25 protein-coding genes and 1 tRNA gene are annotated in these 25,591 nt (G+C 63.6%); 9 read left to right on the top strand and 17 right to left on the bottom strand.

Annotation, left to right across the window (positions count from 1 at the left end; genetic code table 11):
- Positions 1–4: 4 nt before the first annotated feature.
- Both I2488_RS17215 and I2488_RS17220 read right to left on the bottom strand, forming a co-directional pair.
- Complete coding sequence (locus I2488_RS17215; RefSeq protein ID WP_196277035.1) at positions 5–1,378, bottom strand: DEAD/DEAH box helicase; 1,374 nt, start codon at positions 1,376–1,378, stop codon at positions 5–7.
- Between the two features lie 144 nt (positions 1,379–1,522).
- The gene (locus I2488_RS17220) at positions 1,523–2,095 is read right to left on the bottom strand and encodes a hypothetical protein (protein WP_196277036.1); all 573 of its coding nucleotides are present in this window, start codon (positions 2,093–2,095) and stop codon (positions 1,523–1,525) included.
- 164 nt (positions 2,096–2,259) lie between these two features.
- Between I2488_RS17220 and I2488_RS17225 the strand changes: the two genes are divergently transcribed.
- Together I2488_RS17225 and I2488_RS17230 are read left to right on the top strand one after the other, a co-directional pair.
- The gene (locus tag I2488_RS17225) at positions 2,260–3,678 is read left to right on the top strand and encodes an FAD-binding oxidoreductase (protein WP_196277037.1); all 1,419 of its coding nucleotides are present in this window, start codon (positions 2,260–2,262) and stop codon (positions 3,676–3,678) included.
- Between the two features lie 109 nt (positions 3,679–3,787).
- On the top strand, positions 3,788–4,567 hold the full coding sequence (locus I2488_RS17230) for a SapC family protein (RefSeq protein ID WP_196277038.1): 780 nt from the start codon (positions 3,788–3,790) through the stop codon (positions 4,565–4,567).
- 282 nt (positions 4,568–4,849) lie between these two features.
- On the opposite strand, the gene I2488_RS17235 is transcribed toward I2488_RS17230, so the two are convergent.
- The gene (locus I2488_RS17235) at positions 4,850–5,812 is read right to left on the bottom strand and encodes an N-formylglutamate amidohydrolase (protein WP_196277039.1); all 963 of its coding nucleotides are present in this window, start codon (positions 5,810–5,812) and stop codon (positions 4,850–4,852) included.
- Between the two features lie 196 nt (positions 5,813–6,008).
- Here I2488_RS17235 and cpdR point away from each other — a divergent pair, with 196 nt between their 5' ends.
- Both cpdR and I2488_RS17245 read left to right on the top strand, forming a co-directional pair.
- A complete protein-coding gene (gene cpdR / locus I2488_RS17240; protein WP_196277040.1) occupies positions 6,009–6,386 on the top strand; it encodes a cell cycle two-component system response regulator CpdR in 378 nt (125 codons plus the stop codon).
- Between the two features lie 108 nt (positions 6,387–6,494).
- A tRNA-Val gene (locus I2488_RS17245) sits at positions 6,495–6,569 on the top strand.
- Between the two features lie 90 nt (positions 6,570–6,659).
- On the opposite strand, the gene I2488_RS17250 is transcribed toward I2488_RS17245, so the two are convergent.
- Positions 6,660–7,424, bottom strand: coding sequence for a crotonase/enoyl-CoA hydratase family protein (locus I2488_RS17250; protein WP_196277041.1), 765 nt, complete (start codon positions 7,422–7,424; stop codon positions 6,660–6,662).
- A 185-nt stretch (positions 7,425–7,609) separates the two neighbouring features.
- On the opposite strand from I2488_RS17250, the gene I2488_RS17255 reads away from it, so the two are divergent.
- Positions 7,610–8,833: an NADP-dependent isocitrate dehydrogenase gene (locus I2488_RS17255; protein ID WP_196277042.1), complete on the top strand. Its 1,224-nt coding sequence runs from the start codon at positions 7,610–7,612 to the stop codon at positions 8,831–8,833.
- A 282-nt stretch (positions 8,834–9,115) separates the two neighbouring features.
- Here I2488_RS17255 and I2488_RS17260 read toward each other — a convergent pair whose 3' ends face one another.
- A complete protein-coding gene (locus I2488_RS17260; RefSeq protein ID WP_196277043.1) occupies positions 9,116–9,298 on the bottom strand; it encodes a hypothetical protein in 183 nt (60 codons plus the stop codon).
- 34 nt (positions 9,299–9,332) lie between these two features.
- Entirely contained in the window at positions 9,333–9,494 is a 162-nt protein-coding gene (locus tag I2488_RS17265) for a hypothetical protein (protein WP_196277044.1), read from the bottom strand.
- Here I2488_RS17265 and I2488_RS17270 point away from each other — a divergent pair.
- Positions 9,493–10,224, top strand: a complete 732-nt coding sequence (locus tag I2488_RS17270) for a DUF3800 domain-containing protein (protein WP_196277045.1) — start codon at positions 9,493–9,495, stop codon at positions 10,222–10,224. The genes I2488_RS17265 and I2488_RS17270 overlap by 2 nt on opposite strands.
- A 139-nt stretch (positions 10,225–10,363) precedes the next feature.
- Here I2488_RS17270 and I2488_RS17275 read toward each other — a convergent pair whose 3' ends face one another.
- Complete coding sequence (locus I2488_RS17275; RefSeq protein WP_196277046.1) at positions 10,364–11,299, bottom strand: IS1595 family transposase; 936 nt, start codon at positions 11,297–11,299, stop codon at positions 10,364–10,366.
- Positions 11,300–11,578: 279 nt separating this feature from the next.
- Here I2488_RS17275 and I2488_RS17280 point away from each other — a divergent pair, with 279 nt between their 5' ends.
- A complete protein-coding gene (locus I2488_RS17280; RefSeq protein WP_196277047.1) occupies positions 11,579–13,363 on the top strand; it encodes a cation:proton antiporter domain-containing protein in 1,785 nt (594 codons plus the stop codon).
- A 52-nt stretch (positions 13,364–13,415) separates the two neighbouring features.
- Complete coding sequence (locus I2488_RS17285) at positions 13,416–13,583, top strand: hypothetical protein (RefSeq protein ID WP_196277048.1); 168 nt, start codon at positions 13,416–13,418, stop codon at positions 13,581–13,583.
- Positions 13,584–13,586: 3 nt separating this feature from the next.
- Here I2488_RS17285 and alaS read toward each other — a convergent pair whose 3' ends face one another.
- From alaS to recA, 4 genes are all read right to left on the bottom strand, one after another.
- Positions 13,587–16,232, bottom strand: a complete 2,646-nt coding sequence (gene alaS / locus I2488_RS17290; protein ID WP_196277049.1) for an alanine--tRNA ligase — start codon at positions 16,230–16,232, stop codon at positions 13,587–13,589.
- Between the two features lie 43 nt (positions 16,233–16,275).
- Entirely contained in the window at positions 16,276–17,100 is an 825-nt protein-coding gene (locus I2488_RS17295) for a class I SAM-dependent methyltransferase (RefSeq protein WP_196277050.1), read from the bottom strand.
- Positions 17,101–17,103: 3 nt separating this feature from the next.
- On the bottom strand, positions 17,104–17,730 hold the full coding sequence (locus tag I2488_RS17300) for a glutathione S-transferase family protein (RefSeq protein ID WP_196277051.1): 627 nt from the start codon (positions 17,728–17,730) through the stop codon (positions 17,104–17,106).
- Positions 17,731–17,887: 157 nt separating this feature from the next.
- Positions 17,888–18,958 (bottom strand): recombinase RecA, encoded by a 1,071-nt coding sequence (gene recA, locus I2488_RS17305; protein WP_196277052.1) that lies wholly within the window; start codon positions 18,956–18,958, stop codon positions 17,888–17,890.
- Between the two features lie 383 nt (positions 18,959–19,341).
- Between recA and I2488_RS17310 the strand changes: the two genes are divergently transcribed.
- Positions 19,342–20,160 carry a winged helix-turn-helix domain-containing protein gene (locus I2488_RS17310; protein ID WP_196277053.1) on the top strand — a complete coding sequence of 273 codons (819 nt, stop codon included), beginning with the start codon at positions 19,342–19,344 and terminating at the stop codon, positions 20,158–20,160.
- A gap of 27 nt (positions 20,161–20,187) precedes the next feature.
- On the opposite strand, the gene gdhA is transcribed toward I2488_RS17310, so the two are convergent.
- The 6 genes from gdhA to rpmD form a co-directional block, all read right to left on the bottom strand.
- Positions 20,188–21,543, bottom strand: a complete 1,356-nt coding sequence (gene gdhA, locus I2488_RS17315) for an NADP-specific glutamate dehydrogenase (RefSeq protein ID WP_196277054.1) — start codon at positions 21,541–21,543, stop codon at positions 20,188–20,190.
- Between the two features lie 161 nt (positions 21,544–21,704).
- Positions 21,705–22,478, bottom strand: a complete 774-nt coding sequence (locus I2488_RS17320) for an SRPBCC family protein (protein ID WP_196277055.1) — start codon at positions 22,476–22,478, stop codon at positions 21,705–21,707.
- 45 nt (positions 22,479–22,523) lie between these two features.
- Positions 22,524–23,174, bottom strand: coding sequence for an adenylate kinase (locus I2488_RS17325; RefSeq protein WP_196277056.1), 651 nt, complete (start codon positions 23,172–23,174; stop codon positions 22,524–22,526).
- Positions 23,175–23,204: 30 nt separating this feature from the next.
- Positions 23,205–24,572 (bottom strand): preprotein translocase subunit SecY, encoded by a 1,368-nt coding sequence (gene secY / locus I2488_RS17330; RefSeq protein WP_196277057.1) that lies wholly within the window; start codon positions 24,570–24,572, stop codon positions 23,205–23,207.
- 153 nt (positions 24,573–24,725) lie between these two features.
- On the bottom strand, positions 24,726–25,241 hold the full coding sequence (rplO, locus tag I2488_RS17335; protein WP_196277058.1) for a 50S ribosomal protein L15: 516 nt from the start codon (positions 25,239–25,241) through the stop codon (positions 24,726–24,728).
- Positions 25,242–25,411: 170 nt separating this feature from the next.
- Positions 25,412–25,588: a 50S ribosomal protein L30 gene (gene rpmD, locus I2488_RS17340; protein WP_039334338.1), complete on the bottom strand. Its 177-nt coding sequence runs from the start codon at positions 25,586–25,588 to the stop codon at positions 25,412–25,414.
- Positions 25,589–25,591 lie beyond the last annotated feature (3 nt).

The following is a 25,591-nucleotide window of genomic DNA, read 5'->3' on the forward strand; positions in this document are numbered from 1 at the left end:
GCGCCTAAAGCGCCGAAACCGCCAGAAATTCCGGAATCGGCCCGTTCCACTCGCCCGGCTTCGACGGCGGTTCGGAGTGGTCGCGGTAGCTGTGCTGTTCGCGGCGCGGGGCGCGTTCCGGGCGGGCTTCTGCACGCGGTTCGCGTTCGGTGCGGGGCTTGCGTTCCTCGCGCGCGGGACGCTCACGGCGGCTTTCGCGCTTCGGCTCTTCCTCGCTCCGCTCCGGCTTGGCCTCGCGGGGCTTGCGTTCTACCTTCTCGGCGATCTCGAGCTTGAACTCGGGGATCTTGGTGCCCTGCAGCTTCTCGACGTTGTCGATCGCCTCGGCATCTTCGGATGCCACCAGCGTGAAGGCGCGGCCCGTTGCTCCACCTCTGCCGGTGCGGCCGATGCGGTGGACGTAGTCGTCCGGGTGCCAGGGCGTGTCGAAGTTGAAGACGTGGCTCACGCCCTTCACATCGAGCCCGCGCGCGGCGACGTCCGAGGCGCAGAGGATCGAGATGTCGCCGTCCTTGAACTTCTGCAGTTCGGCGTTGCGCGCGCTCTGGTCCATGTCGCCGTGGATTTCACCGGCGGCAAAGCCGTGGCGCTGCAGCGACTTGGCGAGTTCGCGCACGGTCGTCTTGCGGTTGGCGAAGACGATGGCGGTGGTGACGTTGTCGGTGCGCAGCAGCTGGCGCAGCACTTCGCGCTTCTGGCGCGAGGTGCAGCGGACCTTAAACTGGGCGATGTTGGTGTTCGTGGCGGCAGGGCGCGCCACTTCGATCGACTTGGGGTTCGACAGGAACTTGTCGGCCAGCTTCTTGATCGGCGGCGGCATCGTTGCCGAGAACAGCAGCGTCTGGCGCGTCGTCGGCAGGCGCGAGCAGATCGTCTCGATATCCGGGATGAAGCCCATGTCGAGCATGCGGTCAGCCTCGTCGATCACCAGCATCTCGCAGCCGGTGAGCAGGATCTTGCCGCGCTCGAACAGGTCCATCAACCGGCCGGGCGTGGCGATCAGCACGTCGACGCCTTCGGACAGCGCCTTGACCTGATCGCCCATCTGCACGCCACCGATCAGCAGCGCCATCTTCAAGTCGTGGTTCTTGCCGTACTTCTCGAAGTTCTCGGCCACCTGCGCGGCGAGTTCGCGCGTCGGTTCGAGAATCAGCGAGCGCGGCATCAGCGCGCGACGGCGGCCATGGGCGAGAATATCGATCATCGGCAGCACGAACCCGGCGGTCTTGCCGGTGCCGGTCTGGGCGATGCCGATGATGTCCTTCATCATCAGGACGGCGGGAATTGCCTGCGCCTGGATCGGAGTGGGCTCATCATAGCCGGCATCGAGCACCGACTGGAGCAATTCATCCGAGAGGCCGAGATCGGCAAACTTCATGCAGGCATTTTTCCGAGAACTAGAGGCGGCGCAATCACTATCGCGCCCGCTGGACAGCTTGCATTGCAAGACGCCGCCAGCACTGTCAGCGCGCTATGACGATATGGCCCGAAAAGTCAAGAAATCCGCGCGCGAGAGGCGGGTTCAGTCATCATCGGGAACAAGTTCGCGCATCCTGGTGATCGCGCAGTTCGCCCCGGCCCGCGAATGGATGGTGTCGCGCCCTGCGCAAAGCTGCCCGTCCTCGTTCCGCTCGACGTAGAAGCCGGAATAGAAATCGCGCGCACGGCAGGACTTGTCGAGGCTCGCGCCGATCAGCTTGCGGCTGCGCGTGATCAGCAGCAGGCGGTCCTGCGATTCGATCTGCACACCCGCAATGTTGGTGATGGGCAGGCACTTGTCGGTCTTGCGCTCGTAGAAGCGCGGAGGCTGCGGTGCGGCCGGCATCGGGGCATACATCTGGCTGGGCAGGCGCGGCGCGATGCGGATGATCATGCGCTGTTCGATCCGCATCTGGTCCCACCCCTGATCGGCAAGGCCATCGAGGATGAAGGACGCGTATGGCCCCTGGCCAAAATCTTCATCGAACAGGGGCGAGCCTGCCGGAATCGTGGCCGCCGCCCATTGCGCATCGCCTTCCGGCCCGGCGACAGGCGCAGCAACCGGAATGGTCAGCAGCATGCCCATCGATGCCAGCAGATTGAAGAAACTAGGCATTTTTGCGCAAGAACTCTCTTCTGCCCCTCAGGCGAACCGGCGCCCCTGATCCCGCGCCCTGTCGCGTCCCCTACCCCTAGTCTCCGGGGTTGAACCATTGCTTAACCTGCCAGCAATCAAAAATGAATTGCCCTCTCGGCAGGGTCGCAATAGCCGATGCGATGATGAGCGAAGCGTTTCTTGTAGAAGCGGCCCGTCTGCTCGGGCCCAAGGGACTGACGACCGATCCCGACGACATGGCCGCATGGCTGACCGACTGGCGCGGCCGCTATACCGGCGCAGCCCTCGCGCTGGCCTCGCCGGCAAGCACCGAGGAAGTGTCCGGCCTCGTCAGGCTGTGCGCGCGCCATGGCGTGCCGATCGTGCCGCAAGGCGGCAACAGCGGCATGTCCGGCGGGGCGACGCCTTTCGAGACAGGCCGCGAGATCGTCCTGTCGCTGCGCCGCATGAACCGGATCACCGCACTCGACGTCGCCGGACGCACCGCAACTTGCGAGGCCGGCGTGATCCTGCAGGTGCTGCACGAAGCGGCGGAGAAGGAGGGCCTGCGCTTTCCTCTGACGCTGGGCGGCAAGGGTTCGGCCACGATCGGCGGGCTGGTCTCGACAAACGCCGGTGGTACGCAAGTGCTGCGCCATGGCTCAATGCGCGCGCTGGTTCTGGGAATCGAGGCGGTCCTGGCCGACGGCTCGGTGCTCGATCTGCTGACCCCGCTCAAGAAGGACAACCGCGGCTTCGACCTCAAGCAGGTCCTGATCGGATCGGAAGGCACGCTCGGCATCGTCACCGCTGCAACGCTGCGCCTGTCACCGGGCATCGCGGGCCGCAGCGTGATGTGGGCAGGCACGGCATCGCTCCACGATGCGCGCAGCCTGCTGCTTCTGGCCGAAGACATGGCGCCGGGTCTGGTCGAAGGCTTCGAGGTCCTGCCCCAGCACAGCCTTGAAGCGGTGCAGGCCTATCTCCCCGATACCCGCGCGCCGCTGGCCGGGCCGCATGTCTGGCACGCGCTGATCGAACTGGTCACCGACGATGCGGAGACGGCTGACAGACTGCCGGACATTGCCGAAAGACTGCTCGCCAGCGCTTTCGAGCGCGGACTGATTGCCGATGCCACGATTGCCGCCAGCGAGGACCAGGCCGAACGCCTGTGGTTGATCCGCGAGACCATCTCGCCCGCCGAGCGCGCCCTCGGTCCGGCGATGCAGCATGACATTTCCGTCCCGGTCGAGAAGATGCCGGCCTTCGTCGAAGCTGCTGTCCCCCGGCTCGAAGCCGACTGGCCAGGCACGCGCGCGGTGTGTTTCGGACACCTCGGCGATGGCAACGTGCATTTCCACGTCATCGCGCCGGAAGGTGCCGATCGCGCGGAATGGGAATCCGGAGACGGCAAGGCGATCAGCGCGCAAGTGCATGACATGGTAACGGCCTGGGGCGGCTCGATCTCCGCCGAGCACGGCATCGGGCGGCTCAAGCGCGATGAACTCGCCCGACTCGCCGACCCGGCCATGCTCGCCACCATGCGCGCGATCAAGCAGGCGCTGGATCCGAAAGGCCTGCTAAACCCCGGAAAGCTTGTCTGACGCGGCTTGCGCGGCCTTCTGCCAGCCCCTAAGAACCGCCATTCCCGCAAAGTCGCGGCCAGAGTGAGTTTTGCCCGCGCGAACGTTCTGATTCTTGGAGAGATGCACAATGGCCAGCGCGCCGCAAGCGAACCTGCCGATGTTCTACAACGATCTGATGCCGCTCAATAGCCGCGACCATGCAACGTGGAAGGCCAAGAACGCGGATGCGGCTCCCTGGCTCATCGGTCAGCACGCTATCCCTTTGACGGCAGAGGAATTTCCTCAGGCTGCGCGCCATTATCCGATCATCTTCGCCTCGGGCGACAATCCGGTTCCGCTGGCACTGATGGGCCTCAACGAAGGCGTCAATGTCTTCGTTGATGAAGAAGGCAAGGTCACCCAGCCGATCTACATTCCGGCCTATGTTCGCCGCTATCCGTTCCTTCTCGCCAAGCTGAACCCGAACAGCGAAGAGCTTTCGCTGTGCTTCGATCCGTCCGCCGGCCTGCTCGGCGATTCGGTTGACGGGCAGGAGCTGTTCACCGACGGCCAGCCTTCGGAAGCGACGCAGGCCGCGCTTGGCTTCTGCGAGCAGTTCGAACAGGCCGGTCAGCGCACGCAGGCTTTCATCGACGAGCTGAAGAAGCATGACCTGCTCATGGAAGGCGAAGTCGCCATCCAGCAGCAGGGCAATGACCAGCCGTTCGTCTACCGCGGCTTCCAGATGGTCAATCAGGAAAAGCTGCGTGACGTGCGCGGCGACGTGCTGCGTGGCTGGGCGCAGAGCGGGCTTCTGCCGCTGCTCTATGCGCACCTGTTCTCGCTCGAGCTGATCAGCCAGATCTTCGGTGCGCAGGTTCAGCTCGGCAAAGGCCCGATCCCGGCAATTGCCATTCCGGCCGAGTGATCCTGTAAATATTCTGACACAAAGCCCGAGCAATCGGGCAACACGTCAACAGAAAAACGCGGCAGACCTAACGGCTCGTCGCGTTTTTTCTTGGGGTGTTGCAAAAATCACTCGAAAGGCCTTGCAGGGGTTAATCCCCTCACCTATCTTGAGATCGTTGCGTTGCGGCTCCCCTCATGGCCCGGCGTAACTGGTGCACTCACGTGCACCTCCTCCCTGAACCTTGGCCACCTGGAGCTTGCTCCAGGTGGTTTTTTCTTGGGTTTGCGGAAGCTTGGCGGGCTATTCGGCAGCCGCGCGCCAGCGGCCCCGGTCGGACGTCCGGCCGATATCAGCCACGTCCACGGCGAGTCGGCGCACCAGACCGATCAGCAACTCCACCGTCGCGTCAAAGCCCGGCCCCGGCTCGGCCATGCGGGCGTCGAGATAGCATGTCCGGTCAATCTCGAGCTGCATGCAGTGCAGTCCCTCTGCCCGGCGGGCGTGGCGTTCGAGAACATAGCCGCCGGCATAGGGGCGATTGTGGGCCACACGACGCGCCGATTCGGTGAAAAAGCCGAAGGCCGAGGCGACGATGCCACCGTCGCACGAAGCGCCGAAGCGGTCGCCAACCACGAATTCCGGCGCACGTTCGCCCGGAGACCGCGCAGCCAGTGGCGGCATCGAGTGCAGATCGATCAGCAGCGCCGCACCCCAGCGGTCGCGGATCGATTCGAGCGTTGTGCCGAGCGCGGCATGATAAGGCTGGTGAATGGCGCTGATCCGTTCGGCCAGTTCGCTGTGGTCCAGCCTGCGCTTCCACAGTTCGCCCAGCCCGGGAAGCCGGCGCGGAACGAGGCCAAGGCCGCTGCGCGCGCGTCGGCCAAAGCCGCTCGGCGCGGCTGAGGCATCGGCCGGAGGGCCGCCGACCATTTCCCAGTCCACGTCATCGCTTGCCCGGTTGAGATCCAGCATCGCGCGCGGCGCATGGGCGACAAGCAGGGCCGCACCGGTCTGCCGCGAAACCGCCTGCCCCAGCAGGTCGGCGTAGCGATCTTCCAGCCGGGGCGCCGCGAAAGCCGGGTGGCGCATGCGGTCGAGCAGCGATTTGGCATAGGCTCGCCCGGCATGGGGCACGGCGATCACCACCGGGATCGGCGAGGGTTCAGTGGTCGTCAGGCTGTAGGCCGGCACGCCGGGATTGCCGGGAACCGATCCCCCCTGCGCCGACGTCGAATCGCCGTGGTGCTCACCGTCATCCTGCATGTCTGCAAACCTGCAACTGATTCGCATGCAAGTCAAAGCAACGTCGGACAAGGGCGGGCGCTTCCTGTCCGGCGCGAAGCGGAACGGCGCGGAACGTCACCGGCGCGACGATCGTTACCGGGCCAGGTCGGCAGATTGTTAACCCGACCAAGGGTATAAGGCTCTTCCCGAAGCCCAGAACAGACACAGGTTGCCCATGATCCGGATCCTGCTCGCCGAAGACGAAGAGGCGATGCGCACCTATCTCACCCGCGCGCTCGAGAACGCAGGGTACTCCGTAGCCGCCGTCGATCGTGGCACCGCCGCGATCCCGCTGCTCGAGCGCGAGCACTTCGACCTGCTCCTCTCCGACATCGTCATGCCCGAGATGGACGGCATCGAACTCGCCCAGCGTTGCAGCGAGATCAGTCCGGGCACGAAGGTCATGTTCATCACCGGCTTTGCGGCCGTCACGCTCAAGGCAAATCGCGAGGCCCCGCAGGCGCGTGTCCTGTCGAAGCCCTTCCATCTCAAGGACCTCGTGCTCGAAGTGGAGCGCGTTTTCGAGGATGCCCAGTTCGCAGGGAGCCGCTGACAACAGGGAGTTCAATTTCCCCCTTGCCATGAATCGGACCGGGGGCTAATGGCGCGCTTCCCGACGCAAACAGCGGCTCGCCGCAGGGCTCGGGGAAGCAGATGGTGCGGGCGTATAGCTCAGTGGTAGAGCACTATGTTGACATCGTAGGGGTCGCAAGTTCAATCCTTGCTACGCCCACCATCGCATAAGAAACCCCGCCACTGGCGGGGTTTTTTGTTGCCTGAGCAGTAGGGCGAGGCGGGAGCGACCTGCGCCCCCGCCCGCTCCAGTTTACTTGCCCTGCCAGTTCGGCTTGCGCTTCTCGGCAAAGGCAGCGGCGCCTTCGCGCGCGTCGCTCGATGTGAACACCGGGGCGATATAGGCCTGCTGCTTCTTCCACATCTCTTCCTCGGTCCATTCGTGCGAATCGCGGATGATGCCCTTCGATGCGATCAGTGCGAGCGGGCCGTTCTCGGCAACCTTCGCCGCCAGAGCCTTGGCCGCATCCAGCGACGGACCCTCGACGATCTGGTTGATGAAGCCGAGTTCATAAGCGCGCTGGGCACTGATGAAGTCACCGGTCAGCGCCAGTTCCATCGCGATGCGCGGCGGAATCTGGCGCGGCAGCTTGATCAGGCCGCCGGCCGCCGCCGCCAGGCCGCGCTTGGCTTCGGGAATGCCGAACTTCGAAGAAGCACTCGCCACGATCAGGTCGCAAGACAGCGCCAGTTCCATGCCGCCTGCCAGCGCGTAACCGTCAACAGCCGCGATGATCGGCTTCTTCGGCGTCCATTCCGACAGCCCGCCAAAGCCACGCCCCGGAATCGAGGGCGATTCGCCGCGCAGGAAGCCCTTGAGATCCATGCCCGAGCAGAACGTGCCGCCCGCGCCGGTAAGGATGGCGCAGCGCAGATCAGCCTCGGCATCGAGCCGGTCCATCGCCGCCGAAATTCCCTCGGCCGCTGCCTTGTTCATCGCGTTCTTCGCATCGGGCCGGTTGATCGTGACGATCAGCACGTTGCCATCGACTTCTGTAAGGACTTCAGCCTCGCTCATTGCATCTCTCCAACTGGAATTCCGCCCGGCTTTAACCGGTCACTTAAATATCTGCATTGCGCACCTGCCGATGTCCAGTGCCGCCTCGCAAAAATTGCGCGAATCGCCCCATCGCCTTGCGCCGCGAAAAGCCTCTGCTAAGGGAAAGCGCAATTTCTCTCCCCAGCTTGAAAGACAGGACGGACATGGCGAAGATCAAGGTGAAGAACCCGGTCGTCGAACTCGACGGCGACGAAATGACCCGGATCATCTGGGAATGGATCCGCGAGCGCCTGATCCTTCCCTATCTCGACATCGACCTCAAGTACTACGACCTCTCGGTCCAGAAGCGCGACGAGACCGACGACCAGATCACAATCGATTCCGCCAACGCGATCAAGCAGTATGGCGTCGGCGTGAAGTGCGCCACGATCACCCCTGACGAGCAGCGCGTCGAGGAATTCAACCTCAAGTCGATGTGGAAGTCGCCCAACGGCACGATCCGCAACATCCTCGGCGGCGTCGTGTTCCGCGAGCCGATCGTGATCCAGAACGTGCCCCGCCTGGTTCCGGGCTGGACCGACCCGATCGTCGTCGGCCGCCACGCCTTCGGCGACCAGTACCGCGCCACCGATTTCGTCGTCCCCGGCCCCGGCAAGCTGCGCCTTGTCTGGGAAGGCGACAACGGCGAGACGATCGACCGCGAAGTGTTCAACTACCCCTCGGGCGGCGTCGCCATGGCGATGTACAACCTCGACGATTCGATCCGCGACTTCGCGCGCGCTTCGTTCAACTACGGGCTGTCGCTGGGCTGGCCGGTCTACCTGTCGACCAAGAACACGATCATGAAGGCCTACGACGGTCGCTTCAAGGACCTGTTCCAGGAAGTGTTCGACACCGAAGGCTTCAAGGAAAAGTTCGCCGCCGCCGGCATCAGCTACGAACACCGCCTGATCGACGACATGGTCGCCTCGGCGCTCAAGTGGTCGGGCAAGTTCGTCTGGGCCTGCAAGAACTACGACGGTGACGTGCAGTCCGACACCGTCGCTCAGGGCTTCGGCTCGCTCGGCCTGATGACCTCGGTCCTGATGTCGCCCGACGGCAAGACCATCGAGGCCGAAGCTGCCCACGGCACCGTGACCCGTCACTATCGCCAGCACCAGCAGGGCAAGCAGACCTCGACCAACCCGATCGCCTCGATCTTCGCATGGACCCGCGGCCTCATGTACCGCGGCAAGTTCGACGAGACCCCGGAAGTCGTGAAGTTTGCCGAAACGCTCGAGCGCGTCTGCATCGAAACCGTCGAAAGCGGCAAGATGACCAAGGACCTCGCGCTGCTGATCGGCCCCGATCAGGCATGGATGACCACCGAGAAGTTCTTCGAAGCCATCGTCGAGAACCTCGAAGCGGAAATGAAGAACTGGGCGTAAGCACCGGATCTTCCACCGAACAAGCAGGGGGCTCCGGTTCACACCGGGGCCCTTTTGCTTTGGCGATTGTATAGATTGCAAACACGGTGGAAAAACCGGCCTGCGGACTCGCTGAAGAACGCTTCGTGAACGATACTCTCCGGACCAGTAGCGATTCGGAGATTATCGGAAATGGCTTGGTATGTTGTAAGTTACGACCTTCGTGGCAACGAAAGCGAAGAGGCGTATAAGCGCATTGGTGACGCCCTTCGGACTGCGACCGATTGGTGCAAACCCCTTTTGTCACACTGGATTGTTGAGACGCCTCTCAGCGCCTCTCAAATCCTTGACCGTCTTTTTAGCATCGGCGCAATTGACGACGACGATGGCGTCGTAGTGTTGGAAACGACTATGCGCGGCCAGTTCCGCCGCATTCAAAGCCCCGCCGTCGAATGGCTCAGAGAGCGCGTTACGATCATCTAGCATAGCGGTATCATAATACCACAGGTAGAATGATACCTCAAGAGTCGGCGGGTGTCTCCGGCGCGGGCTTGTGCTTCGCGACATTCTTTAGCCGCGCTTCCCACCGGGCTTCATCCTCGTCGGCTTCAAGTTCGCGGGCTGCGTCCTTGAACTTGTCGAGTTGACTCTTGGTATTGGCATCTGCTGTTTGCTTACCCATGGCGATTATTGTCTCCGATCCATTGCAACCACCTGTCACATTTTTCGGCGATGCTAGCAGCAAAGGCCATGATTTCATGGTTGCAGGCGGTTTTGCGGTCTCGTCGCATCGCATACAGGAAATTGAGCAGAAAGTCGCTACACTGCGGCAATTAGCCGGTGTGAGTGAGTTCCACTGGTCCGAATACTCTGGTGGGGCAAGCCGCACTGGCTATGAGGCATTGGTGGATTATGCCTTCGAACTGGTCACGAACGGCAATGCGGCATTTCATGTGATCATCGCTCCGTTCAAAGGGTATCGGCACAAAGCCAAGCCCGGTCAGAACCGCGACACAAGCGTGAACAGGATGTATTTCCAACTTCTCCTGCACCGGCCTGCGCGGTTCTACGGGAAGACCAGGCATATCCATGTGCGCCTCGATGGTGGAAGCGACTCCAAGGATATTTGCGAGATGCGCAACGAACTGTGCGCTAAGGCTTACCATCAGTATAAAACGCGTCCCAATTGCGTCCGCAGCCTGCAGTCAATGCCTTCACATGCATCTGGCATCATTCAGATGGCAGACGTGATACTCGGCGGCATCGCGGCCAAGAGAAATGGCTTTGTGCAAAAGACTGAGAAAGGCCCTCTTGCAGACCACATTCTCAAAAAATCAGGCCATCCAGCATGGCACACGGACACACATATCAACGCCCGAAAGCTGACCGTCTGGAACTTTAGCGGGAGTTGATAAGGTTACCCCGTAGCCTATCCGCAGAAAACTGCGTCACGGGCGCTCTGGCCGTATTCGGACTACGGGGGCCAACTCCTACTTATACCGATCAAATACGAACTCAAGCTGAACCGCATCCACCTGACTCAAACGAGAGTCAGTTTGCCGCAACAGGCCCCCCATAGGTGAGGCGCTTGCCGACGATGCCACGCAGAGCATTCCCAGCGCGATCCTTATCGTTGCAGCCCAGCGCTTCACGGTTGTTGTAGCGGAACTCATACTCGGCAAGGTAGCGATGCAGGTGCTGTTCGCCGCAGTGCTGATAGATGCCCTTCATGCCGCGCTTGAAGATGCTGAAATAGCCTTCAACGGTGTTGCTGTGGATCGTGCGATCCTGAAGGTTCACGTATTCGCCCTTGCCGTGGCTGGTGGTGCCATGACCGGCAAACCACTTGCCAGCGTCACGATAGCCGCTGTGTTCGTCAGTCATGATGCGGGCTTCACGCGACACGTTGGCAATCACGATAGGCATGAGGGTTTCAGCTTTCACGTTGTCGATAACCATCGTGCGAGCCTTGCCGCTGTCACGGTCAACCAGTGCGAGAACCTTCATCTTGTGATGGAAGGCGCGCTTCTTTTCGACGCCCTTCAGCTTGCCGATGAAAGTCTCATCCACTTCAACGATACCGCCGTTGCCACCGAATGCGGACAGATCGCCGTCACGCATGGCTTCGCGGATACGGTGGGCGAGGAACCAAGCCGACTTGTAGGTAATCTCAAGAACGCGGTGCAGCTGGTGGGCGCTGATGCCCTTCTTGCTGCTGGTCATGAGATAGACGGCCTGCAAAGCCTTGTGGAGCGGAAGGCGCATGTGTTCGAACACAGTGCCCACCTTGACAGTGAACTGCTTCTTGCAGTCGCCACAGCGCCACAGACCTTCACGGATGCGCTTTGCAGGGTTCGCCTTGACCTTGGTGATACGGTCAACGCCGCCACAGTGCGGGCAAGCCGTTCCGTCAGCCCACACGACGCTTTCCAGATAGGCAAAAGCGGCTTCTTCGCTGTGGAAATAGGGCTTCGAGAGAACGGACACTGGCTTAACTCCTTATGGGGAGTTTATGCCAGAATCCGACCGTGTTTGCAAGGTATATAATCGCCTTTGCTTTGGTGAATGTGTCTTGCGCAGCGCAGCCCTGCCATCGTCATTGCGAGGAGACGCAGTCGACGAAGCAATCCAGAGCGTCACCGCAAACCGCTCTGGATTGCTTCGCTTCGCTCGCAATGACGAAGTCGTAGGGGCGCCGTGGTTTAAACAACAGTTCGACACGCGGAAACGGGTGACACCACTGCCCCCCTCCCCTAACCTTTGGGAATGGCAGGCAATCTCGAACCGACTACCGCACTTTCCGATGCTCTCGTAATCCTCGGTGCCGCCGGCATCGTCATCCCGGCCTTCGCCCGGTTCCGCATCACCCCGATCATCGGCTTCATTCTGGTGGGCCTTGTCGTGGGCCCGTTCGGCCTCGGCTCGCTGGTGCCGCAGTACCCGTGGCTCTACCACATCACGATATCAGATCCCGCAGCGATCGCGCCCTTTGCGGAATTCGGTATCATCCTGCTGCTGTTCGAGATCGGCCTCGAACTCTCGTTCAACCGCCTGTGGGACATGCGCCGCTTGGTGTTCGGCCTCGGCGCAATGGAACTCGGCGTCTCGGCGTTCCTGCTTTCGGGCGTCCTGCTTTTCACCGGCCTGCAGATAAGCGGTGCGTTCGGCCTTGGCCTCGCCCTCGCCTTGTCCTCCACCGCGCTGGTCCTGCCGATCGCCGGCACCCACGGTCCGGTCGGACGCGCCGCGCTCTCGATGCTGCTTTTCGAGGACATCGCCCTCGTCCCGATCATCTTCATCCTCGGCGCGATGGGTCCGGTCGCCGCGCACTCCGATGGCCCGACGCTTGGCGAGACGCTGCTCTATGGCGGCATCGTCGTTGCCGTCCTGCTCGTCGGCGGACGGTTGCTCCTGCCCCGCCTCTTCGCACAGGCGGCGCAGACCAAGAGCCCGGAACTGTTCCTCGCCGCAACCATGCTGGTGGTCATCGCCGCCGCGCTCTCCACCTCGCTCGTCGGCCTGTCGCCGATCATGGGCGCACTGCTGGCGGGCCTGCTCATCGCCGAGACCGAGTACCACACCGAGGTCGAATCGATCACCAAGCCGTTCAAGGGTCTCGCCCTCGGTGTCTTCCTGATCACCATCGGCATGGGCATCGACTTGCGCGTTGTCTGGGCGCAGATCGGCCCGCTGGCCCTCGCCGTGATCGGCGTCGTTGTGCTCAAGGCGCTCGTCACCATGTTCGCCCTGCGCGCCATGGGCAAGGAACGCGCCACGGCGCTGGAGGCCGGCATCCTCATGGCCAGCCCCTCGGAAACCACGCTGATCGTGCTGACCACCGCCGCCGAGGCCTCGCTGATCAACCGCGAGACCGCGCAGTTCTGGCAGATCGTCACGGCCATCGGCCTGACCATCACGCCGCTGCTGGCCAAGCTCGGTGAAACCTGGGGCCAGCGCGTCGCCAAGACGTCCGCCGACGCTGGACAGGCAGTGCCCGTGGAAGAACCTGAGGGCGAACGCGTCGTCGTGATGGGCTTCGGCCGTGTCGGGCGTCTGGTAGCAGACATGCTCACCGTCCACGGTGCGCCTTGGCTCGGCATCGACAGCGACCCGCGCATCGTCAAAAGCGCGCGCCAGGAAGGCCGTCCCGTCCTGTTCGGCAATGTCGACAGCGAAGCGGCGATCGCCCGCCTCGGTCTCGACGATGCCAAGGCCATGATCCTGACCATGGACGAACCCGTCCTGATCCTGCGCATGGTCAAGAAGTTGCGGGCCACCCACCCGGACCTGCCGATCATCGTCCGCGCCCGCGACGCCGCCCACGCTGCCGAACTCTACAAGGCCGGCGCCAGCCACGCCGTGCCCGAGACGCTGGAAAGCTCGCTACAGCTGTCCGAAGCCGTGCTGGTCGATCTCGGCTTCCCGATGGGTCTCGTCATCGCCTCGATCCACGAAAAGCGCGACGAGTTCCGCGAACAGATCATGGAAGAAGGTGGCCTCGAGGAAAAACCGCGCCTGAAGTCCGGCTCATTGCGCGAACGCTCTGCCTGACAGGCCGCAACGGCGCGGTCTCTCCGGCGTTAAGCCGCCAAGGAGAGCAACGATGACCCACCGCACCAACAAGCCCGATCTTAACCCGGCCACGCAGGACGATCAGCCGAACAAGGGTCCGATCAGCAAGCCGCAACAAACCGACGCGACAATGCGCGAAAAGGACCTGCCGCGCGGCTCCGAACCGGAAACGCGCGGCACGAGCGGTCGCAGGCAGTAAGCGTCAGGCGGCGAGGACGGCCTTCGCCGCAGCAATGGCATCGGCAGCCTTGGCGCCGTCCGGACCTCCCCCCTGCGCCATGTCCGGACGGCCACCGCCACCCTTGCCGCCCAGCGCTTCGACGCCCGCGCGCACCAGATCGACCGCGCTGACCTTTCCGGCCAGATCCTCGGTCACCGCCGCGGCAATCGAGGCCTTGCCTTCGTTCACCGCCACGATCACCGCCACGCCCGAACCGAGACGCTGCTTGGCCTGATCGAGCAGCCCGCGCAGTTCCTTGGGATCCAGCCCGTCGAGCACTTGCCCTGAGAACTTCACGCCGCCGACTTCCTCGTCGGCGTTCTCGGCCTTTGCCCCACCGCCGCCGAGCGCCAGCGCCTTCTTCGCCTCGGCCAGTTCGCGTTCGAGCTTCTTGCGCTCTTCCATCAGCGCTGAGACACGTGCCTCGACGTCTTCCGGCGTCGTGCGCAGGATCGCTGCAGTGTGCTTGAGCGCTTCTTCGCGCGCCACGAACCACTGCCGCGCACCCTCGCCGGTCAGCGCCTCGATGCGGCGCACGCCCGAAGAGACCGCGCTTTCGCTGACGATGCGGAACACGCCGATATCGCCCAATGCGCGCACGTGGGTGCCGCCGCACAGTTCGACCGAGTAGTGCTTGTCGGTCGCGCGGCCCATCGACAGCACGCGCACTTCGTCACCATACTTCTCGCCGAACAGCGCCATCGCGCCCGCCTCGATCGCATCGTCGGGGCTCATCAGGCGCGTCGTCACCGCTTCGTTAGCGCGGATTTCGGCGTTCACTTCCGCCTCGATCGCGGCGATGTCCTCCGCCGTCAGCGCAGTCGGCTGCGAGAAGTCGAAGCGCAGCCGGTCGGCCGCAACCAGCGAGCCCTTCTGCGTCACGTGACCGCCAAGCCGGTTCCGCAGCGCCGCGTGCAGCAGGTGCGTGGCCGAGTGATTGGCACGGATCGCGTCGCGGCGTTCGACATCGATATCGAGCTTCACCACGTCACCAACCTTGATCGCCCCGGCCTCGACCTTGGCATTGTGCGCGTGCAGGCGGCCAAGCGGCTTGGCGGTGTCGCTCACCGCCAGCTTGAGGCCATCGGCACCGGTGATCGTCCCTGCGTCGCCGGTCTGGCCGCCGCTTTCGCCGTAGAACGGCGTCTGGTTGACGATCACGGTAACATCATCGCCCGCAGCGGCACTCTCGACTTCCTTGCCATCCTTGACCAGCGCGACGACCTGCGCCTCGCCGGTGGTGGCAGTGTAGCCGGTGAACTCGGTCGCACCGACGCGTTCGGCAATGTCGAACCACACTTCGCTGTCCGCAGCCTGGCCGGAACCCTTCCAAGCCGCGCGCGCTGCCGCCTTCTGCTGCGCCATCGCCGCATCGAAGCCCTCGCGGTCCACGGCGATGCCGCGCGCGCGCAGGGCGTCCTCGGTCAGGTCGTACGGGAAGCCGTAGGTGTCGTAGAGCTTGAACGCGGTCTCGCCCGGCAGTGCATCGCCCTCGCCCAGCGCGGCGGTCGCTTCGTCGAGCAGCTTGATGCCGTTCGACAGCGTGCGGCGGAACTGCACTTCCTCGCGCAGCAGGGTTTCCTCGATCAGCGGCTGCGCACGGCCGAGTTCCGGATAGGCAGCGCCCATCTCGGCAACCAGCGCGGGCACCAAGCGGTGCATCAGCGGGTCCTTCGCGCCGAGCAGGTGGGCATGACGCATCGCGCGGCGCATGATGCGACGAAGAACGTAGCCGCGCCCTTCGTTCGAAGGCAGCACGCCATCGGCCAGCAGGAAGCTGGTCGACCGCAAGTGATCGGCAATCACGCGATGGCTGGCGCGCTGCTCGCCTTCGGCCTTGACCGAGGTCAGGCTTTCGGACGCTGCGATCAGCGCCTTGAAGGTGTCGGTGTCGTAGTTGTCGTGCTCGCCCTGCAGCACCGCGGCGATACGCTCAAGGCCCATGCCGGTGTCGATGCTTGGGCGGGGCAGGCTGCCGGTGATCTCGCCCGCAGTCTGCTCGAACTGCATGAACACGAGGTTCCAGATCTCGATGAAGCGGTCGCCATCCTCTTCCGGCGATCCCGGAGGGCCACCCCAGATGTGATCGCCGTGGTCGAAGAAGATTTCCGAGCAGGGACCGCACGGGCCGTCATCGCCCATCGCCCAGAAGTTGTCCTTCGTTGCGATCCGGATGATGCGGTCTTCCGGCAGGCCCGCAATCTTCTTCCACAGCTCGAACGCCTCGTCGTCGGTGTGGTAGACCGTGGCGAGCAGCTTGTCCTTGGGCAGGCCCCATTCGCGCGTCAGCAGCGTCCACGCATGTGTGATCGCCTGCTCCTTGAAGTAATCGCCGAACGAGAAGTTGCCGAGCATCTCGAAGAATGTGTGATGCCGCGCGGTGTAGCCGACATTGTCGAGATCGTTGTGCTTGCCGCCCGCACGGACGCACTTCTGCGACGAGGTGGCGCGTGGGGTCGCGCGCGTCTCCAGACCGGTGAACACGTTCTTGAACGGCACCATTCCGGCGTTCGTGAACATCAGCGTCGGGTCGTTATAGGGCACCAGCGGCGCGGACTGCACCACGTCGTGCCCCTGCGAGCCGAAGTATTCGAGGAAGGAGCGGCGGATTTCGTTCGTCGAAGTCATGAAAGGCCGATTAGGCGAGCGTTCGGCGCGCTACAAGCACGTTTCATCCATCATTGTGATCGGACGTGGCGCTAACCAGCCACGCCGCCGCCGGGAAGGCCACCTCGTCCCCGTCTACCCGCGATTCAACGAGTTCGCGCAGGCGCCGTGCCACGCCATCCCGCTCCGTCTCGGGCAGGGTGCGCAGCGCAGCCGCCGCCGGGCCGATTCGGCGGAACAGCGCCATCGCCTCCCCCACTGCATCGGGCCCTCGACCTGCAATGTAGCGGAAGTCGACCGGCGTGAACTCCACGTCACGCCACCCCTTGAGGCACCGGCGCACGTGATCGGGCAGCGCGAAAGCGAACGGCCCCGGCGCACCGGGCGTTGGTGGTGGACCATCCGAGCGGGGCAGCAGGCCTGCGATCGCCGCCGCCCAGTCATTCTCCGCCGCCTTGCGAAAGCACGAGAACACCATCCGGGCGCGGGGCGCGGCGATGGCGGCAAGATGGGCGAAAGCAGCAGGCGGATCGGGAAAGAACATCACGCCGTGGCGGGAGACATAGAGGTCGGGCTTTGTCGCCGGTCGCCATTGCGAGGCGTCGGCCACTTCGAACGACAGGTTCGGCAGGTCGTTCCGGCCACGCGCTGTTTCGACAAGGTCCGCCGAGATATCGACGCCGGTCACGGTTGCCGCAGGCCTGGCACGGGCAACGGCCATGGACACCTCCCCCGCGCCGCATCCGATGTCGACGACCGTCTCTCCGGCCTCGGCGCCGATGGCCTGTAACAGCCGCGGCGTCAGTCCGGAAAAGCTGACGTCGGTTCTGCGCCATTCCTCCGCCCAGCTCCGTCCGACGGTCCCCTGCCATTCGCTTGCACCCGTCATCGCTCACATCCCGAAATAGTCGCCACCCTTGGCCCGTGCCCGCTGCCACGCCGGCCGCGCATGAACGGCCGCGACAAAGGCCGCGAGCTTGGGGAAGTGGGCGCCCGCTCCCTGCATCACGGCAATCTCGGCGGGGAAGCTGAGCATGACGTCGGCGCCGGTCCAGCCATCACCGATGAAGTGGCCCGAGGGGCGCAGGATCTGCTCCATGTAGCCGAAGTGCGCTGCCAGCTGTTCATCGATGCGCGGCTTGAGCGGCGCGGCGGCCTCGCCGAGACGGGAGGCGTAAATCTGCAGCAGAACCGGCGTCATCGCCGACCCTTCGGCAAAGTGCATCAGTTCGAGATGGCGCAGCGCGTCATCCGAGCCTTCCGCAGGCAGCCAGTTGCCCTTGCCATAGCGCTCGCACAGCACCTGCACGATCGCGCCGGACTCCTCGATCACGCGCCCGTCGATCTCGAGCAGCGGCGATTTGCCCAAGGGGTGCACCGCCTTCAGTTCCGGCGGTGCAAGATTGGTCACCGCATCGCGCTGGTAATGGCGGATCTCGTAGTCGACGCCCAGTTCCTCGAGCAGCCAGAGAATCCGTTGCGAGCGGCTGTTGTTGAGATGATGGACAATGATTCCCATGGCGATTCTCCGAACGGTTTAAGCGGAAGGTTAATCCGCAAGTTCCGACGCGCAAACAAAAAGCCCGCGCGATCCTGCCGGGGAACGCGCGGGCTCTTTGTCTGGCTGGCGGGCCCGGCTTGCGCCGGTGGGTGGAGGCTGCCCGCCGCCTTGAAGATCAGATGTCGTCGTCCGCGTCCGGACCAACCATCAGACCTTCGGCAACCTGATCGGTGCGGCCGCGAATCGCAGCTTCCAACCGGTCGCAAATCTCGGGATTCTCGCGCAGGAAGTTCTTGGCGTTCTCACGCCCCTGGCCGATGCGGATCGAGTCGTAGCTGAACCACGCGCCCGACTTCTCGACGATGCCGGCCTTGACGCCCAGATCGAGGATCTCGCCGATCTTGGAGATGCCCTCGCCATACATGATGTCGAACTCGACCTGCTTGAACGGCGGGGCGACCTTGTTCTTGACGACCTTGACGCGCGTGGCGTTGCCAACGATCTCGTCACGATCCTTGATCTGCCCGGTGCGGCGGATGTCGAGGCGGACCGAGGCGTAGAACTTGAGCGCGTTGCCGCCCGTCGTCGTCTCGGGATTGCCGTACATCACGCCGATCTTCATTCGCAGCTGGTTGATGAAAATCACCATGCAGCGCGAGCGGCTGATAGAACCGGTCAGCTTGCGCAGCGACTGGCTCATCAGGCGGGCCTGCAGGCCGACGTGGCTGTCGCCCATCTCGCCCTCGATTTCCGCACGGGGCACCAGCGCGGCCACTGAGTCCACCACCAGCACGTCGATCGCGTTTGACCGGACCAGCGTGTCGGTGATCTCGAGCGCCTGTTCACCCGTGTCGGGCTGCGAGACGATCAGGTTGTCGATGTCGACGCCCAGCTTCTTGGCATAGACCGGATCGAGCGCGTGCTCGGCATCGATGAACGCAGCGGTGCCGCCGGTCTTCTGTGCCTGGGCAATCACATGCAGCGCGAGCGTGGTTTTCCCTGAGCTTTCCGGTCCGTAAACCTCGATCACGCGGCCGCGCGGCAAGCCGCCCACGCCCAGCGCGATGTCGAGCCCGAGCGAACCGGTGGAGATCGCCTCCACCTGCATCGCTTCCTTGGAACCAAGCCGCATGGCCGATCCCTTGCCGAACGCACGGTCAATCTGTGCAAGGGCCGCGTCGAGCGCCTTCTGACGATCCATGTCCTTGATCTTACCTTCCTCGATGAGCTTGAGCTGAGCCGCCATGGCTTCTTGTCCCTTGCTAGAGTTGGCTGACACGAGCCGTCAACAAGGGTTATGTACTCGTTGTGTTCCATGAGAACAAGGGGGGAACGAAAATTTCCTGCCATTCCGGAAGCAAGTTCCCGCAACCACTTATGCCTCATGCGTTTTCATTCGGCTTCAGACCAACGGTGATTGTCCACATCGCTGATCATCGCTTGCCTCGACCGGCCTGGCGACCAGTCAGCGGGGCCGGGAAACGCCACAGAATTGGCACGCAGTCGGTGCCGCAGCACGAATCGGCGCGGCTCAGGCGCACCTTGTGCCGTTAACCATCAAGGTCCGTTGCAACCGAGTCGCTATATCTATAAAGATACTAATAAGAATATATCGAAAGTTAATGCATCATGCCTCCATCCAGGGTGCCGTCCTCCGCCAGGCGCGGTGACGCTGCCGAATCCAGTGCCAGCGCAAGCCGGACGACGAGCGGCAGGGCGCGCAAGAATGCGGTTTGCGCGCGCATCCTCTACTTCGGAAACGCCGGCCCGCCCCCCGAGGCGGTGGTGGCCCGCGAAATCGTCACGACCGGACAGCTCTTCCGGATATCCGACGACTACACCGCCTACATCGATGACAGCCGCGAGTTCTACAACGCCCTGTTCGTGGTCGGTTCGGATCCGATCCGGATCCGCAAGTTCATGCGCATCTACCGGGATCTGCTCAAGACCAAGGCGAAGATCGCGCTGGTGCGCGAAGCACGCCCGACGGCGCGTGCGCAGATCCTCAACACCGGTTTCGACGACGTGTTCGGAGCGGATATCGCCCCGCCAGAGGGCCTCGCCCGCATCCACGCCATTCTGGGGCGCATCGTGACACGCCAGCAGGAGGAGACGCTGGGCGAACTCGCCGAATTGCACCTGCAGCATTACGCCGCACAGCCATTGCTCGGGCGCGAAGCCCGGCTCCTTGCCATGCTGGTATCCGCAAAAGGTTCACCCGTGCGCAGCCAGCAACTGGCCACGAGCAGCAAGTCGAGCCACCGGCAGATCAGCATCAAGTCATTGCAGGTGCTCGTTTCAGGCCTTCGCACGAAGTTGAAGCCCCATCTCCAGATCGTCAGCCACGGTCCCTCGGGCTATGCTCTGGTCGACGTTTCCCCCGTTCACAAGCTTATCGGTGGGGCAGCAGAGCGCCTTGGACGATCACAAGGCGGGTCCGGCATCTAGCCGGACCCCTGCCACCAATCAGAAGCCTCAGACCACGCCGAAGGCCAGCATGGCGTCGGCCACCTTCTTGAAGCCGGCGATGTTCGCGCCCTTCACATAGTCGATGTAGCCGCCGCCCTGATCGCCATAGGCGAGGCATGACTTGTGGATGCCGGCCATGATGTCCTTGAGCATCTGCTGCAGTTCCTCCTCCTTCCACGAGCGACGTTCGGAGTTCTGGCTCATCTCGAGGCCGGAGACGGCAACGCCGCCCGCGTTCGAGGCCTTGCCCGGCGCGTAGAGGATCTTCGCCGCCTTGAACACATGAACGCCATCGAGGTCGGTCGGCATGTTCGCGCCCTCGGCCACGGCCTTGCAGCCATTGGCGATCAGCGCGCGCGCATCGTCGCCGAGCAGCTCGTTCTGCGTCGCGCAAGGCAGCGCCACGTCGCAGGGCACGCCCCACGGCGTCTTGCCCGCCACGAAGGTCGCCTTGGGGAACGCGGCGACATAGTCCTCGATGCGGCCACGGCGGTGGGTCTTGTGCGTCTTGACCCAGTCGATCTTTTCCTGGTCGATGCCGTCGGGATCATGGATGTATCCGCCTGAATCCGACAGCGTCAGCACCTTGCCGCCCAGTTGCACGATCTTCTCGGCTGCGTGTGTCGCCACGTTGCCGGAACCGGAAATCACTGCCGTCTTGCCGGTCAGGTCCTCGCCCTTCGTCGCCAGCATGTTGGCGAGGAAGTAGACCGCGCCGTAGCCCGTCGCCTCGGTGCGGATCAGCGAGCCGCCCCATTCGAGGCCCTTGCCGGTCAGCACGCCGGTGAAGTTGTTGGTAATGCGCTTGTACTGGCCGAACATGTAGCCGATCTCGCGCCCGCCCACGCCGATGTCACCCGCCGGAACGTCGATGTCGGCGCCGATGTGGCGATAGAGCTCGGTCATGAAGCTCTGGCAGAAGCGCATGATCTCGCGCACGCTCTTGCCCTTGGGGTTGAAGTTCGAGCCGCCCTTGCCGCCGCCCATCGGCAGGCCCGTCAGCGCGTTCTTGAAGGTCTGTTCGAACGCCAGGAACTTCAGCACCGATTCCGTGACCGAGGGATGAAAGCGGATACCGCCCTTGTAAGGCCCTATCGCGTTGTTGTTCTGCACGCGCCACCCGCGCTGGACGCGGATGTTGCCGTTGTCGTCCTCCCAGCATACGCGGAACGAGACCACCCGGTCCGGCTCGGCAATACGGCGCAGGATCTGCTGCGAGTGGTACTCTTCCTTGTCCTGCATGAATTCGAAGATGTCTTCGGCAACCTCCTGAACCGCCTGGACGAACTCCGGCTGATAGGGATTGCGCTTCTTCACGCCTTCCATGAAGGTTGGCAGGTCAACATGATCGGATACGGCCACGGTACTCTCCCCCAGATCGGAACCTGTTCGGCTCTCGATGTGCATGCCTGAAACGGCGGGTGCGGCCCGTGCCGCGCGGCTTCGGCAAAAGGCCGAGTCGCGCTGTCGTTGGGGGTAAGATTAACGGGTTTTACGCTGCGCGAAAGCGCCGAAAATCGCGATCAGCGCCCCGCCGGAAGCTTGTCGTCCTTCTTCCTGAAAAGCTGGTCCAGGGCAGACTTCACCGATTCTCCTGCGGCAGCATCGTCCTTGGTCGGATCGGGCGTATAGCTGGGCGCATCCGTCGTCGCGGGTGGTTCGGCAACGGCGGGCGTCTCCGGGAGCGCTTCCGGCACCAGCGCCGGGGCTGGCGCAGCGGGCGTTGCCGGGCCGATCAGCTTGGTCAGGCCGGCGATCTGCTCGGCAAGGACCTTGTCTACTGCAACGGAGATCGTCGCGGTCTTGTAGCGCATGAAGCCGCCGACGACGTATTCCCACAGGATCCGCGTCGCCTTCCCGCCACTGCCGTCCACCGGCTTGAACGTCACCGTCATCGTCCCGTTGACCGCCTCGGACTGCAAGGGACCCAAGCCGCCTACGAGGCGCAGCGCGCGATAGGGTTCGGCATAGACCACACGCATGTGCATCACCGAACCCGGCTTCTGCGTCGGCGGTGCTCCCTTGGGCACCGGCAGCTTCTCGCAGAAGCAGCCATTGGCGGTGGGGTCCATCGACAGGTTCGCCGCCTCGCCCGAAAAGGTGTGCTGAGGGTTCCACCACAGCGCGGGTGTCGTGAACGCCTTCCAGGCATCGGCAGGACTCGCCGCCACCTCACCGGTGACCCGCACGACAAAGCCCGCATCGGTCTGCGTCGCCACTTCGGCGTGGGCAGGCGCGGATACGACAACGGCGAGGCTACCAAGCCCCGCCGTCAGATAATTCAGAGCCTTGGCCATCGCGCGCCTCCGCCCGCACCGGGACGGGCGGGTCACGCACGCGTGTTAGCGCTTGCCGAGGATTGCCTCAATGGCTGCCGTCACCTCGTCCATGTCGGCCATGCCGTCGACACGGGCAACGATGCCTTGTACCTCATAGATCGGCAGGATCGGAGCGGTCTTGGCACGATACTCGGCCATGCGGGTGCGAACGGTTTCTTCGTTGTCATCGGGACGGCGTTTGAACTCATGGCCGCCGCACTTGTCGCAGGTACCTTCGACAGCAGGCTTCTCGAACGTGTCGTGATAGCCCTTGCCGCAGCTGGCACAGGTGTAGCGGCCCGTAATGCGCTCGACGAGCGCGTCCTCGTTGACGTCGAGTTCGATAACGTGATCGAGCTTCTTGCCACGAGAAGCCAGCAGTTCACCCAGCGATTCCGCCTGGGGGGCCGTGCGGGGATAACCGTCGAAGATCGCGCCCTGGCCCTCGGGCATGGCGTCGAGTTCGTCGCCGATCAGCGCCGAGACGATCTCGTCCGAGACCAGCTCACCGGCTTCCATGACTGCCTTGGCCTTGAGGCCGACCGGCGTCTGCGCCTTCACCGCCGCGCGAAGCATGTCGCCCGTCGAGAGCTGCTTCATGCCGTGGCGCTCGACCAGACGCTGGGCCTGGGTGCCCTTGCCCGCGCCCGGAGGCCCCAAAAGGATGATGTTCAAGGTATCGTCCCCCTCATGCGGCTGCTGCCCTTAGCGCAGCCTGCCCTTCAGTTTCGCCTTCTTGATCAGATCGCCATACTGGTGCGCCAGCAGGTGCGACTGGATCTGCGTGATGGTGTCGACCGTGACGTTGACCACGATCAGCAGGCTGGTGCCGCCAAAGAACAGCGTCCCCATGCCCGTCTCCGCCATGATGAATTCCGGCACGACGCAGACCACGGTGATATATGCCGCACCCAGCACGGTGATGCGAGTCAGCACATAGTCCAAGTAGTTCTGGGTGTTCTTGCCGGGACGGATGCCCGGAATGAACCCGCCGTTCTTCTTGAGGTTCTCCGCCGTTTCCTCGGGGTTGAACACCACCGCGGTATAGAAGAACGAGAAGAAGATGATGCCAAGCGCGTAGAACAGCATGTAGAGCGGCTTGCCGTGGCCGAGGTACTGGTTCAGCGTCACGATCGCCTGACCCATGGTCGTATCCGGCGAGATCGAGTTGCCGGCGAACTGCGTGATCGTCAGCGGCAGCAGCAGCAGCGAGCTGGCGAAGATCGGCGGGATGACGCCGGCGGTGTTGAGCTTGAGCGGCAGGTGGCTGCGGTCGGCATTCATCATGCCGCGCTGCGTCGCGCGCTTGGGATACTGGATCAGCAGCCGCCGCGTCGCCCGCTCGAAGAAGCAGATGCCAAGCACCAGCGCGATCAGCATGATCACGATGCCGAAGATCAGGAACGGCGAGATCGAGCCGGTGCGGCCGCCTTCGAACAGGTTGCCGAAGAACTTGGGCAGCTGCGCCACGATACCGGCCATGATGATCAGCGAAACGCCGTTGCCGATCCCGCGCGAGGTGATCTGCTCGCCCAGCCACAGCAGGAACATCGTGCCGCCGATCAGCGAGACCACCGCACCGACGCGGAACAGCATGCCCGGGTTGACCACCGCCTGCAGGCCGCTCGAGGCGCCGTATGCTTCAAGCCCGGAGGCGAGCACCCAGCCCTGGATGGCAGTCAGCAGCACCGCGCCATAGCGGGTGTACTGGTTGAGCTTCTTGCGCCCGCTTTCGCCTTCCTTCTTCATCGCGGCAAGCGCCGGATGAAGCGAGGCGGCCAGCTGCACCACGATCGAGGCGGTGATGTACGGCATCACGCCGAGCGCAATCAGGCTCATGCGCTCGAGCGAGCCGCCCGAGAACGCGTTGAAGATGTCGAGAACGCCGCCACGCGTCTGGTTGTACAGCGACTCCAGGATCAGCGGGTTGACGCCGGGCAGCGGCACGAAGCTGAGGAACCGGAAGACGATGAGCGCGCCCACCGTGAACCAGATGCGCTTCTTGAGCTCGGTTGCCTTGGAGAAGTTGGCCAGGCTGAGGTTGCTGGCGATGTTGTCGGCGCGTGATGCCATTTCGGGGTTCTAAGCCTTGCTGCGAAACCGGACCCTTGGGCCCCACGGGTTTCGGACGTCTTGAGCCAGCCCATATAGTGCGGGGCCGGCAAAAGTCGAACCCCTGCAAAGCCGAAATCCCCGCCCGACTGGCGGGCGGGGACCGGAATTGGCTTACTTGGCCTTGTTGGCCGCAGCGCGAGCTGCCTTCTTCTCGGCTTCGCTCGGACCGGTTTCAATGACCGAGACCGAACCGCCAGCCTTCTCGACAGCAGCCACGGCGCCCTTCGAGGCACCGGCGACCGAGAACGTGACCTTGGCGGTCAGTTCACCCTTGGCGAGGAGGCGCACGCCGTCCTTGCCGCCACGGGCAAGACCAGCGGCCTTGAGCGCAGCGTGATCGACAGTGCCCGACACGTCGAGCTTGCCGGCATCGATCATCTTCTGGATCATGCCGAGGTTAACCTCTGCGTAGTCCTTGGCGAAGATGTTGTTGAAGCCGCGCTTCGGGATGCGCATGTGAAGCGGCATCTGGCCGCCTTCGAAGCCGTTCACGCTGACGCCCGAACGTGCCTTGGCACCCTTCTGGCCGCGACCGGCAGTCTTGCCCTTGCCCGAGCCGATACCGCGGCCCACGCGCATGCGGCCCTTGCGGGCGCCATAGTTGTCGTTGAGTTCGTTGAGCTTCATGTTCTGCACTCGCTTTCGCTTTGAGACGCGCTTTGGAAAGGGCGCCGCCTAGCCCATCGGGCCGGGCTTGTCACCCCCTCACAGGACCGGGCGCACATGCCCCGCGGCCCTAATGGAAAACCCCGGCACTAAGGCCGGGGTGTCCCTGTATCCCGTCAGGGAAGCCCTGGTCAGTCGACCACGGCCACCATGTGGGGAAGCTTGGCGATGGCGCCGCGCACTTCGGCCGTGTCTTCCAACTCGACCACGCGGTGCATCTTGCCCAGGCCCAGACCGATCAGAATCTTCTTCTGGCTTTCCGGGCGACGGATCGGCGAACCGATCTGCTTGATCTTGATCGTTGCCATGAC

The sequence above is a fragment of the Novosphingobium jiangmenense genome, assembly GCF_015694345.1.
Classification (GTDB): Bacteria; Pseudomonadota; Alphaproteobacteria; order Sphingomonadales; family Sphingomonadaceae; genus Novosphingobium; species Novosphingobium jiangmenense.

Coding starts and splice junctions, on each gene's coding strand:
- I2488_RS17260 (WP_196277043.1), bottom strand. CDS start 9,298: ATGCTAGATGATCGTAACGCGCTCTCTGAGCCATTCGACGGCGGGGCT.
- I2488_RS17250 (WP_196277041.1), bottom strand. CDS start 7,424: ATGAGCGAGGCTGAAGTCCTTACAGAAGTCGATGGCAACGTGCTGATC.
- I2488_RS17310 (WP_196277053.1), top strand. CDS start 19,342: ATGCCTCCATCCAGGGTGCCGTCCTCCGCCAGGCGCGGTGACGCTGCC.
- I2488_RS17285 (WP_196277048.1), top strand. CDS start 13,416: ATGACCCACCGCACCAACAAGCCCGATCTTAACCCGGCCACGCAGGAC.
- cpdR (WP_196277040.1), top strand. CDS start 6,009: ATGATCCGGATCCTGCTCGCCGAAGACGAAGAGGCGATGCGCACCTAT.
- secY (WP_196277057.1), bottom strand. CDS start 24,572: ATGGCATCACGCGCCGACAACATCGCCAGCAACCTCAGCCTGGCCAAC.
- I2488_RS17320 (WP_196277055.1), bottom strand. CDS start 22,478: ATGGCCAAGGCTCTGAATTATCTGACGGCGGGGCTTGGTAGCCTCGCC.
- rpmD (WP_039334338.1), bottom strand. CDS start 25,588: ATGGCAACGATCAAGATCAAGCAGATCGGTTCGCCGATCCGTCGCCCG.
- recA (WP_196277052.1), bottom strand. CDS start 18,958: ATGGCGGCTCAGCTCAAGCTCATCGAGGAAGGTAAGATCAAGGACATG.
- I2488_RS17265 (WP_196277044.1), bottom strand. CDS start 9,494: ATGGGTAAGCAAACAGCAGATGCCAATACCAAGAGTCAACTCGACAAG.
- I2488_RS17300 (WP_196277051.1), bottom strand. CDS start 17,730: ATGGGAATCATTGTCCATCATCTCAACAACAGCCGCTCGCAACGGATT.
- I2488_RS17230 (WP_196277038.1), top strand. CDS start 3,788: ATGGCCAGCGCGCCGCAAGCGAACCTGCCGATGTTCTACAACGATCTG.
- I2488_RS17255 (WP_196277042.1), top strand. CDS start 7,610: ATGGCGAAGATCAAGGTGAAGAACCCGGTCGTCGAACTCGACGGCGAC.
- I2488_RS17270 (WP_196277045.1), top strand. CDS start 9,493: ATGGCGATTATTGTCTCCGATCCATTGCAACCACCTGTCACATTTTTC.
- alaS (WP_196277049.1), bottom strand. CDS start 16,232: ATGACTTCGACGAACGAAATCCGCCGCTCCTTCCTCGAATACTTCGGC.
- I2488_RS17225 (WP_196277037.1), top strand. CDS start 2,260: ATGAGCGAAGCGTTTCTTGTAGAAGCGGCCCGTCTGCTCGGGCCCAAG.
- I2488_RS17215 (WP_196277035.1), bottom strand. CDS start 1,378: ATGAAGTTTGCCGATCTCGGCCTCTCGGATGAATTGCTCCAGTCGGTG.
- I2488_RS17295 (WP_196277050.1), bottom strand. CDS start 17,100: ATGACGGGTGCAAGCGAATGGCAGGGGACCGTCGGACGGAGCTGGGCG.
- rplO (WP_196277058.1), bottom strand. CDS start 25,241: ATGAAGCTCAACGAACTCAACGACAACTATGGCGCCCGCAAGGGCCGC.
- I2488_RS17220 (WP_196277036.1), bottom strand. CDS start 2,095: ATGCCTAGTTTCTTCAATCTGCTGGCATCGATGGGCATGCTGCTGACC.
- I2488_RS17280 (WP_196277047.1), top strand. CDS start 11,579: ATGGCAGGCAATCTCGAACCGACTACCGCACTTTCCGATGCTCTCGTA.
- I2488_RS17235 (WP_196277039.1), bottom strand. CDS start 5,812: ATGCAGGATGACGGTGAGCACCACGGCGATTCGACGTCGGCGCAGGGG.